Below are 9,785 nucleotides of genomic sequence, written 5' to 3'. Positions count from 1 at the left end.
AAGCAGGCCGGATCAGTACAACCCGAGAGAGAACCCGACCATGCGCTTGAATCGCACCTCCCTGATCACCGCTTCCAAGGCCCGTGCCGCCCTGTTGCTGGCTGCCGGTTTCAGCAGCGTCCTGCTGACCGGCTGTGCCGGCTCGCCGGTTTCCAAGATCGGTGCAACGACCAAGGTGGAGTACTACCCCAACTGCTACGAGCCGGTGCAGCACCTGCGTTCCACCGACGGCGACATGACCCGCTCGGTCGCTACCGGCGCACTGCTCGGCGCGGTCGGCGGCGCCCTCACCGGCGCGTTGGTGGACGGTGACAACCGTGGCCGCAACGCCGCCATCGGCGCTGCTGGCGGCGCGCTGGTCGGCGGTGCGGCAGGCTACTACACCGAGCGCCAGAAGCAGATCAGCGACGACAAGCAGCGTATCGCTTCCTACGCCGCCGACATCGACAAGAGCGCCGCCGACCTGGACCGCACCACTCAATACGCCAAGGCGTCCCAGGCCTGCTACCAGCGCGAGTTCGCCAGCCTGATCCAGAACCGCAAGGCCAACCGTATCAACGACACCGAAGGGCGCAAGCGCCTGGCCGAGATCGTTGCTGGCCTGAACGAGTCGAACGAGCTGCTCGGCACTGTCAACGGTCGTCTGGGTGAGAACCTGAACAACTACACCCAGGCTTATGAGCAGGACCTCAAGCAGGTGGGCGTGCAGCGTTCGGAAGTGGCGGCGGTGGTCCAGCCTCCGAAGGCGACCGGCAAGACTGGCACCAAGAAGGGCCAAGCTGCGGGCAAGACCAACAGCAAGGTGCCGACCGAGGCAGTCGCCACCGAGAAGACCCTGCAGAACGCCACCGGCAAGAAGACCGAGGCCCAGCAGGTGGCCAAGGCGGGCGTGGACCAGGTCAACAGCATGTGCCGCAACCCGGACATGGGCGACTGGGCACCGGTGCCTTGCCCGAACGTTTGATGGCATGGCGGGAGCGCGCTGCGCTCCCTTCGCGACGCAAGGCCGCATCTGCAAGGAGCGGCTTTGTGCTGCGGACAGGCCAGCCTGTAGCTGAGTAAGGACACGTATTCATGAGAGACCTTCTGGTCAACGAATTGGCCAATACCTCGCAGTTTCTGGCGCAGCAGCGCCTGCAGGGGCGCATCGACCAGCAGAAGCTGTTCAAGGCGATCGATGCCGACCCTGGCATCGTCGGTGCGGGTGTCGTGTATATCGATGCCGACTACAACGTGATCGTGCTGCGCGAGTTTCAGCCGATCTGCAGTATCAAGCCCAAGCGCGTCATCCTGCGCGAGGCACCTCGCTACATTGCGCCCCAGCAATTCATGAACCAGTTGCAGACCAACCCGCGTGAGTCGCGCGTGGTCAAGGAGGCGGTAGGCACCACGCTCTCCTGCGCTAGTGCGATCCTGGGTTGGGTCGTCATGTTCAGCGGCACTATCGCCGTCCCCTTCTCCGGCGGTGTGAGCCTCGCGCTTACCGTTGCCGGATATGCAGCAGCAACCGCCAGTACCGCACAGTGCTTTATCGGTGTTGCCAGGACGGTCAACGAGGTCAACGACCCGTCAGCCAATGATGCGATGGATCAGGAGGCCTGGTACAGGGCAGCGACACCGTTGCTCGACGGTATATCGCTGATCGGCGTCGGCAGCTCGGCCCTCACGACTGTACGCTTCCTGCAGGTGCGCAAGGCTGCCACGGGCGCCAATTGGCTCGACCTGACCCGTTCATTGAGCCGTCAGCAGCGTAGCGCTCTCACCCGCGAGTTGCTGTCGATCAAGCATCCTTCGCTTACCGCCAAGCAACTCAAGCTGCAACAGAGCACGGGTGAGCTGATCAAGCGTCACACGCCCACGCAGATCAAGCACGCCACTCAAACACTGATCAAGGATTCGCTTGGCGCTTCCATCGGTTTTGTCGGCAGCGGGACGGTGCAGGACAAGACCAAGAGCATCGCTCTGGGCCTCTATGAGGAGTTCGAGTAATGAGTCGGCACCCTGACCTTCAGAAGTTTCTCGATCGCTACTTCATGGTGTTCCTGGCGGGGTATTTTCTCTCGCTGTACGCCATGGCCGGGACGTTCTCTTTGGTGTGGAGTACCTATTGCCGTGACTGCAGCCGGGAGATCAACTATCCGCTCAGCCTTGGTGTGCTGGTGGTGACGCTGGTCACGGCGCATGCCGCCGTAGTGCGAGGTCGTGATTGGGGGGTATGGATGGTCGCCGCCCTTTGTATCGGCTCCGTGGTTTTCCTGTTGCCGACCTACGGTTTCAGGCCGCACATGGGGATCTTCCTGAGCATCATAATCGTCGCGCTGCTGGCATTGCTGGTACTCAACAGCAAGAAATACCGAGAGATGCGCGTGCTACTCGCCGAGTATCGACACAAGCGTCAAGCCGAGAGAGCTTCAAAAGCCCAGCGACCCAAAGTTCGACGGTCTCGATGATGGGCGAGTATCAACGTGATATTGGACTCCACGCATTCATGCAGCGTTACTTCTCGAGGTTCATGGCTGCGTATTTCTTGTCCATCTACGCTATTGCAGCAACGTTCTGGCTGGTGTGGCACACCTACTGTAAGGCGTGTACCCGCGAGACGGTATTTCCCGTCAGCCTGTTCACAATAGTGGTTATTTTCGTCACTGCGCATGCCGCGGTCGTGAGAGGGCGCAACTGGGGAGCCTGGTTGGTCGCAATGTTTTGTGTAGGTAGCATCATCATTGCGCTGCCGACGTATGCATACCGGCCTCATATGTTCATCTATTCAAGCGCTCTGCTGACTGGCTTGCTTGCGCTTCTGGTACTCAACAGCAAGAAATACCGAGAGATGCGGGTACAGCTTTTCAATTATCGACAAAAACGCAAAGTCGATCGCCTGGCAGTGGCAAAGCGCCCCAAGGTGCAGCGCGCTCGCCGATGATTGGAATATGTGGCTGATGGCTTTCATGAAAAATCGGCGAGGCATCGATCCGGTGCTCCACGATGTAGAGCGTGTACTGGGATATCAGGCGTTTATGAAACGCTACTTTCCAGTATTCCTGCTGGGCTTTTTCGTCTGTGTGCTCTCGGTAGCACTGTCGCTGGCTTTGTGGATCGATGAGCACTGGCGCAGTCATCCAGACAACCCTCTCTACACCCTGGCCTCAAGCATGGCGCTGGTGTTACCGCTGTGCTTGGGTCACTTCACGATGATTCGTGGGTACCAGTGGGCAATAGGGGCAGTCTTGCCTGTACCGATTGTTGCGTTGTTGATGGCACTCAGCTTGTTGGGCAGTCGCCTTGATTCGGCTCTGTTGGCAATTACCCTGGCTCTGCCACTGCTGGCGCTGCTGGTGCTCAACAGCGGGCGACACAGAGAGATGCGCAGACGGCTCGTGGAGCTGCGGCAGGCCCGTACCCGGCGCTGAAGCGCCGGGCCCGTAAACGCCATCGCGCCTCAACGCTCCGGTCGCAGCACCTTCACATCCCCAGGCTCCGCCGTTTCCCGCAGGTACTCCTCCAGCGAGTCATCCAGCGCCTTGATCCAGCGGGTGTGGTGCGGCACCGAGGCGGTGCCGGTCATCACCGAGCGGTACGAGCGGTCGCGGTAGCCCATGATGTCGTGCTTCTTGTCGTTCTTCCATTTGAGGAAGATGCGGTTTACCGCGTCGATGTCGAAGCGTGGATAGTCGGTCTGCTCGATCAGGCGGGCGATGTAGCTGCCCTGGAATTCGTACATCGAGGCGGTGGTCTGCAAGGCCTCTTCCTCGGCGCGCCAGTGCTCGCTGTCGGCGCGCATGGCGGCCAGGTCGGGCAGGGCGATGCGGCCGAGGATCACGTCGCGCACGAACCAGGCCTGGGCGTCGAACAGGTTGAAGCTGTACCACAGGTCCTGCATCCCCAGGTACATCAGCTGCGGGTTGGCCTCCCACACCACGCCTTGGTACAGGCCCAGCGGCCACAGACGGTTGCCGGTACGCAGGGTCAGCTCGTCGGGCAGGAACGGGAAGTGGTGCTGGTAGCCGGTGCAGAGGATGATCGCATCGACGCGCTTGCTCGAGCCGTCGGCAAAATGTGCGCGGTCGCCGTCGACCCGCTGCAACTGCGGGCGCTCTTCCCAGCCCTTGGGCCATTTGTAGCCCATCGGTTGGGTGCGGTAGGCGCTGGTGATCGAGCGCGCGCCGTACTTGTAGCACTGTGAGCCGATGTCTTCGGCGGAGTAGCTGCTGCCGATGATCAGCACATCCTTGCCGGCGAATTCCAGCGCATCGCGGAAATCATGGGCGTGCAGGATGCGGCCGGAGAAGCGCTCGAAGCCGGGGAACGACGGCACCTGGGGCGTGGAGAAATGCCCGCTGGCGACCACCACGTAGTCGAACACCTGCTCGTAGCGCTGATTCTGGGCGTAGTCGTGGGCGGTGAGGGTGAAGGTGCGGCTGGCGCTGTCGAAGCGCACGTCCTTGACCACGGTGTCGAAGCGAATGTACTGGCGCACATCGGCTTTTTTCACCCGACCCTGGATGTAGTCCCACAGCACTTCGCGCGGCGGATAGGAGGAAATCGGCCGTCCGAAATGTTCATCGAAACTGTAGTCGGCGAACTCCAGGCATTCCTTCGGGCCGTTGGACCAGAGGTAGCGGTACATGCTGCCATGCACCGGCTCACCGTGCTGGTCGAGGCCGGTGCGCCAGGTGTAGTTCCACATGCCGCCCCAGTCGGCCTGCTTCTCGAAGCAGACCACCTCGGGCATGGCCTCGCCTTTGGCGTGGGCGGATTGGAAGGCACGCAGTTGCGCCAGGCCGGAAGGGCCGGCGCCGATAATGGCGACGCGAGTAGTCATGAAAAAGTCCTGTGATCACGGAAGAAGGGCAAGACCTCCCCAACCCTGAACGGCAACGGGCCGAGGGCAGTGGAAGCGCGGAAAATTCAGGAGTCAGCAGGCAGGCGGAGGCACGGGGCGCTTGCGCTTGTGCGCCAGCAGGACGTCGCGGGGCGGGATCGACAGGGTGTGGAACAGTGTCGAGAGCGGGGAACAGCCAAGGCTGGAGACGACGGCGGGGAAGGGCCCGGTGGACTTGCCGGTCAGGTGGGCAAGCGGGCCATACGGCCGACGGATACGTGTGATCTCGTGCATGGGGGCGTGGTTAGCCTCTTTTCGTTATGGATGCCTTTTTAGCTATAACGCATTGGGGGTGGGGGTTCAAGGTTTGGGGCAGTTCATCCTGTGGGGCGGGATTGCCCGCGAAGAGTCCACTGCGGTCTCACCGGGGCAACACCACGGTCGCCGTCAACCCACCGCCATCCCGGTTTGCAAGCCGCAACTCACCGCCATGGCTGGCCGCTATCCGTTGGGCAATGCTCAGGCCCAACCCGTAGCCACCAGACGCCTGGTTGCGTGAGCTTTCACCGCGCACGAACGGATCGGTGACAGTATCGAGCAAGGCCACGGCAATACCCGGCCCGCGATCCTCGACGTGGATGCGCACCTGCGCCGCATCGGCCTCCAGCCGCAGTGAAACCGCCTGGCCATACCGCAGGGCATTAACCAGCAGGTTCTGCAGGCAGCGCTGCAGCAGCAGGGCGTCGACCCGCACCTTGCCCACCTCACCCTGGATCGGCAGCGGCTCCTCGGCACTGGCCAGGTCCGCGCACAGGCGCGCCACCAGCCGGTCCAGGTCCACCTCCTGCAGGTTCTGCTGCTCGCCGGCCCGCAGGTAGTCCAGGACCTGGCCGATCATGGCGTCCATCTGCGCGATGTTGTGCCGTAGCCGCTCCTTGTGCTCACCGTCTTCCAGCCGCTCCAGGCGCAGGCGCATGCGGGTCAGCGGCGTGCGCAGATCGTGGGAGACGGCGGCGAGAAAGTAGGCCTTGTCGTTGACCATGGCGATCAGTCGCTGCTGCATGGCGTTGAATGCCTGCGCTGCCTGACGCACTTCCTCGGGGCCTTCCAGCGGCAGTGCCGGCTGCTCCAGGTTGCGCCCCAGGCCACGGGCGGCATCGGCCAGGCGCCGCAGCGGGCGCAGGCACAGGCGCACGGCCACCAGGCATACCAGCAGCACGGCGACGATGCGCAGGGCATAGACGCGCAGCAGATAGTCGCTGATCAGCACCCACGCCGACTCGCCGCTCCAGCCCTGCAACTCTTCGCCATCGATCAGCAGCCAGTGGCCGTCGTCCATCGGTACGGCGAACTGCAGATGCGCCTGGGCGGTGCGCAGGCCGAACAGGCTGCGCCAGACGATCGGCTGGCCGAGTTCGTCGGTCAGTTGCACCTTGAGCAGATGCGCCTGCTGGTTGTGACCGAGCTCGTAGGTCAGGGCCTGGTGCAGCAGCAGCTCGATGCGGTGGCGACCCCGGCGGTCGTCGCGCTGGGCCTTGGGCAGCGACTCGGCGCAGCGCAGGTGGTAGCGCGCCGGCACCTGCAACTGCCCGGCATGGCAGTCGGCCTGGGCGATCAACGGCGCACTGCGTGCAGCGATCAGTCGCACCGGGGCTTCGAACACCTGGGCGAAGCGCACATCGAACCAGATGCTGCTGGACATCAACTGGATCAGCAGGGTGCCGCTGATCATGATCAGCAGCAGTTGGCCGAACAGCGTGCGTGGCCACAGGCGGCGCAGCAGGCGCACTTCAGGCGCCTGGCTCGCGGGCGATGCTGAGCAGGTAGCCTTCGTTGCGAATGGTGAGGATCTGCGCGCTGCCATTGGCGGCGCGGCGCAGCTGCTGGCGCAGGCGGCTGATGCACATGTCCACCGAGCGGTCGTCGGGCAGGTGGTCGCGGCCAAAGGCGCTGCGCGTCAGGTGATCGCGCGAGACCACGCGATTGTTGGCGTCGAGCAGCTCGCGCAGCACGCGGTAGTCGGAGCGGGGCAGGGTGAGGGCCTGGCCGTCGGGGTGGACCAGCAGGCGCTTGATGTGGTCGAGGCTGAAGCCGGCGAACTGCTGGGCCTCGCTGGCGGCTTCCTCGGCGGCTGGCTCGAGGCGCTGCGGGCGGCGCAGCACCGCCTTGATCCGCGCGATCAGCTCGCGGGGCTCGAAGGGCTTGGCGAGGTAGTCGTCGGCGCCCACCTCCAGGCCGATGATGCGGTCCAGTGTGCTGCCCTTGGCCGACAGCATGATCACCGCCAGCCCCGGCTGGGCCTGCAACTGCCGGCACAGGCTCAGGCCGTCTTCGCCGGGCAGCATCAGGTCCAGCACCACCAGCTCGACCTTGTGTCGCGCCAGGTGTCGGCGCATCTCGTCACCGTCGGCGGCAGCGAGCACCTGATAACCGGCATCGGTCAGGTAATCGCAGAGAAGTTCGCGGATCTCGTCGTCATCGTCGACGACCAGCAAGGTCGTGCTCATTGTGCGGGGCACCTGTCGAGGGCGCATCCAGGGCGCCCGTTACCTTCCATTACATCCCCGTACAAGCCGGGCATGGAGCCCAGAGGGCACATCCCTAGAATCGTAGCAAAAACCATCTGCGAATACGAAACCTTCCCAAATGAAACCTCTGAATCTCGTCCGCAATTGCGCGCGCTTCACCCGTGGCGGCAGTCGCCTCTCACCGCTGGCCCTGTGTGTCGCCTTCAGCCTGTCTGCCGGTGCCTTCGCCGCTGACGGCCAGCCCCTGGAACTGGGCGCCACCAACATCGAAGACAGCGCACTGCCCAGTGCCGACGATGCCGGCCAGCTCGGTTATACCGTCGAAAGCACCCGCAGTTCCACCGGCCTGAACCTGACCCCGCGCCAGACCCCGCAGTCGGTGACCAGCATCACCCGCCAGCAGATGGACGACCGCGACGTGCACAGCATCGAGCAGGCACTGGACACGGCGCCGGGGATCAGCGTCAGCAAGATGGAGGTGGGCGGGCGTACCGACTTCCGTGCCCGCGGCTACTCGATCAGCAACTGGAAGATCGACGGCCTGCAGTTCCCCGGCGGTTCCGACTTCAGCGGCAGCGGCAACGCGCTGAACCTGGACCTGTACGAGCGCATCGACATCGTTCGCGGCGCCAACGGCCTGCTCGGCGGCACGGGCGATCCGTCGGCGACGGTCAACCTGATCCGCAAGGCGCCGACCCGCACCTTCGGCGGCAGCGCCTACGCCACCTATGGCAGCTGGGACAAGCGCCGCCTGGGCGCCGACCTCAACCTGCCGCTGTCCGAAGACGGCCGCCTGCGCTCGCGCTTCGTGGTCACCCAGGAGGATGCCAACTCCTTCCGCGACAACCAGTCCGAGCGCGCCCGTGCTGCACTGGCCAACTTCGAGTTCGACCTGGACGACGCCACCACCCTCGGCGCCGGCTACCAGTACGAGTACAACAAGGTGGTCGGTGGCGGCTGGGGCGCCAACATCCCGATCTGGTACGGCGACGGCAGCAAGACCGACCTGCCGCGCAGCACCAACGTGGTGCCGAGCTGGAGCTTCGGCGAGTACATCACCCGCACCACCTTCGGCTCGCTGCAGCACCGTTTCGACAACGACTGGACCCTGGACCTCAAGGGCTCGCAGAGCACCACCGACGCCCTCAACCACCGTGGCCTGGCCAAGGTCAACTCGTCCGGGCGCGGCGTGTACGGCGGCTACTGGGACCAGGACGGCAGCGGCGCGGTGCTCAACGGCCTGCACAGCTCCAGCGACACCACCCAGCAATCGGCGCAGATCGACCTGTCCGGCCCGTTCCAGGCATTCGGCCGCACCCACCAGGCGATGGTCGGCTACAACGACAGCCGCACCGTGGCCTGGTCGCCGGAGTACACCTGCACCATGGTCAGCGCCAACCGCGTCAGCGCCCCGGCCCTGGGCTGCCAGTTCCGCGCCAACAACGGCTTCCCGCTGAGCAACTGGCTCGACGGCGTGGATGGCGACTACGACATGCTTGCCTCGCAGACCGGCCGCCACAGCAAGATCACCACCCGCCTGCAGGGCATGTATGCCGCGACCCGCCTGAGCATCACCGACCCGCTGTCGGTAATCCTCGGCGTGCGCAGCACCGATTACTCGGCCACCACCCGCAACGTCAGCGGCGTGCGCAGCAACCAGCAGAACAACGGCATCGTCACCCCGTACCTGGGCGCAGTGTACGACCTTAACGACACCTACTCGCTGTACGCCAGCTACACCGACATCTTCAACCCGCAGACCGAAGAGACCGCCAGCGGTACCAAGGTCGAGCCGATCCGTGGCCAGAGCTACGAGACCGGGATCAAGGCCGCCTGGTTCGATGGCCGCCTGAACGCCTCGGCGGCGTACTTCCGCACCAAGCAGGAGAACAAGGCCGTCACCGATGGCGACCTGCTGACCCCGACCGGCGCCACCGCCTACAAGGCAGGCTCCGGCCAGGAAACCGACGGTATCGACCTGGAACTGGCAGGCGCCCTGACCGACAACTGGAACGTCTACGCCGGCTACACCTACCTGCACTTCCGCCGCCTCGACAGCGACGGACGCAGCGACCCGTCGCACCTGTTCAAGGCCTCGACCACCTACCGCCTGTCCGGTCCGCTCGACCGCCTGACCCTGGGTACCGGCGTGACCGCGCAGACCAACATCCGCGCGCTGTCCACCCCGGCCGGCCAGCCGACCAACGGTGTCAGCCGCAGCTCCAGCGACGTGAACTGGTCCGGCTACGCGATCTGGAATGCCATGGCCAAGTACCAGCTGACCGACGACACCAGCGTCAGCCTCAATGCCAACAACCTGTTCGACAAGCACTACTACACTCGCTACGGGTTCTATGCCGGGGCGATCTATGGCGACCCGCGCAACCTGTCGCTGACGGTCAGCACGGCGTTCTGACGATCCTGTAGCACCTGTT

At 64.2% G+C, this 9,785-nt stretch carries 10 protein-coding genes; 6 read left to right on the top strand and 4 right to left on the bottom strand.

Annotation, left to right across the window (positions count from 1 at the left end; translation table 11 throughout):
• Positions 1-40: 40 nt before the first annotated feature.
• The 5 genes from tagQ to AC1TXO_RS25085 all read left to right on the top strand — a co-directional run bounded on the left by tagQ (position 41) and on the right by AC1TXO_RS25085 (position 3,410).
• Positions 41-964, top strand: coding sequence for a type VI secretion system-associated lipoprotein TagQ (gene tagQ, locus AC1TXO_RS25105; protein ID WP_486404217.1), 924 nt, complete (start codon positions 41-43; stop codon positions 962-964).
• Positions 965-1,074: 110 nt separating this feature from the next.
• Positions 1,075-1,989, top strand: a complete 915-nt coding sequence (ssp4, locus tag AC1TXO_RS25100) for an Ssp4 family T6SS effector (protein ID WP_486404216.1) — start codon at positions 1,075-1,077, stop codon at positions 1,987-1,989.
• Entirely contained in the window at positions 1,989-2,450 is a 462-nt protein-coding gene (locus AC1TXO_RS25095; RefSeq protein ID WP_486404215.1) for a hypothetical protein, read from the top strand. The genes ssp4 and AC1TXO_RS25095 overlap by 1 nt, the downstream gene beginning before the upstream one ends.
• A gap of 38 nt (positions 2,451-2,488) precedes the next feature.
• Positions 2,489-2,923, top strand: a complete 435-nt coding sequence (locus AC1TXO_RS25090; RefSeq protein WP_486404214.1) for a hypothetical protein — start codon at positions 2,489-2,491, stop codon at positions 2,921-2,923.
• 16 nt (positions 2,924-2,939) lie between these two features.
• Positions 2,940-3,410, top strand: coding sequence for a hypothetical protein (locus AC1TXO_RS25085; RefSeq protein WP_486404213.1), 471 nt, complete (start codon positions 2,940-2,942; stop codon positions 3,408-3,410).
• A gap of 29 nt (positions 3,411-3,439) precedes the next feature.
• Here the strand turns inward: AC1TXO_RS25085 and AC1TXO_RS25080 are convergent, their stop codons facing one another.
• The 4 genes from AC1TXO_RS25080 to AC1TXO_RS25065 form a co-directional block, all read right to left on the bottom strand.
• Positions 3,440-4,822 carry an NAD(P)-binding domain-containing protein gene (locus AC1TXO_RS25080; protein ID WP_486404212.1) on the bottom strand — a complete coding sequence of 461 codons (1,383 nt, stop codon included), beginning with the start codon at positions 4,820-4,822 and terminating at the stop codon, positions 3,440-3,442.
• 93 nt (positions 4,823-4,915) lie between these two features.
• Complete coding sequence (locus AC1TXO_RS25075) at positions 4,916-5,116, bottom strand: hypothetical protein (RefSeq protein WP_486404211.1); 201 nt, start codon at positions 5,114-5,116, stop codon at positions 4,916-4,918.
• A gap of 127 nt (positions 5,117-5,243) precedes the next feature.
• Entirely contained in the window at positions 5,244-6,611 is a 1,368-nt protein-coding gene (locus AC1TXO_RS25070; RefSeq protein ID WP_486404210.1) for an ATP-binding protein, read from the bottom strand.
• Between the two features lies 1 nt (position 6,612).
• A complete protein-coding gene (locus tag AC1TXO_RS25065; protein ID WP_486404209.1) occupies positions 6,613-7,329 on the bottom strand; it encodes a response regulator in 717 nt (238 codons plus the stop codon).
• Between the two features lie 139 nt (positions 7,330-7,468).
• On the opposite strand from AC1TXO_RS25065, the gene AC1TXO_RS25060 reads away from it, so the two are divergent.
• The gene (locus AC1TXO_RS25060) at positions 7,469-9,766 is read left to right on the top strand and encodes a TonB-dependent siderophore receptor (RefSeq protein ID WP_486404208.1); all 2,298 of its coding nucleotides are present in this window, start codon (positions 7,469-7,471) and stop codon (positions 9,764-9,766) included.
• The last annotated feature ends 19 nt before the right edge of the window (positions 9,767-9,785 follow it).

Source organism: Pseudomonas sp. FA117 (genome assembly GCF_057370475.1).
This window is presented reverse-complemented; position numbering and strand designations above follow the sequence as displayed.

Excerpts from the sequence above, each read along its gene's own strand:
- tagQ (WP_486404217.1), top strand. The coding sequence starts at position 41 with ATGCGCTTGAATCGCACCTCCCTGATCACCGCTTCCAAGGCCCGTGCC.
- ssp4 (WP_486404216.1), top strand. The coding sequence starts at position 1,075 with ATGAGAGACCTTCTGGTCAACGAATTGGCCAATACCTCGCAGTTTCTG.
- AC1TXO_RS25095 (WP_486404215.1), top strand. The coding sequence starts at position 1,989 with ATGAGTCGGCACCCTGACCTTCAGAAGTTTCTCGATCGCTACTTCATG.
- AC1TXO_RS25090 (WP_486404214.1), top strand. The coding sequence starts at position 2,489 with ATGCAGCGTTACTTCTCGAGGTTCATGGCTGCGTATTTCTTGTCCATC.
- AC1TXO_RS25085 (WP_486404213.1), top strand. The coding sequence starts at position 2,940 with ATGGCTTTCATGAAAAATCGGCGAGGCATCGATCCGGTGCTCCACGAT.
- AC1TXO_RS25080 (WP_486404212.1), bottom strand. The coding sequence starts at position 4,822 with ATGACTACTCGCGTCGCCATTATCGGCGCCGGCCCTTCCGGCCTGGCG.
- AC1TXO_RS25075 (WP_486404211.1), bottom strand. The coding sequence starts at position 5,116 with ATGCACGAGATCACACGTATCCGTCGGCCGTATGGCCCGCTTGCCCAC.
- AC1TXO_RS25065 (WP_486404209.1), bottom strand. The coding sequence starts at position 7,329 with ATGAGCACGACCTTGCTGGTCGTCGACGATGACGACGAGATCCGCGAA.
- AC1TXO_RS25060 (WP_486404208.1), top strand. The coding sequence starts at position 7,469 with ATGAAACCTCTGAATCTCGTCCGCAATTGCGCGCGCTTCACCCGTGGC.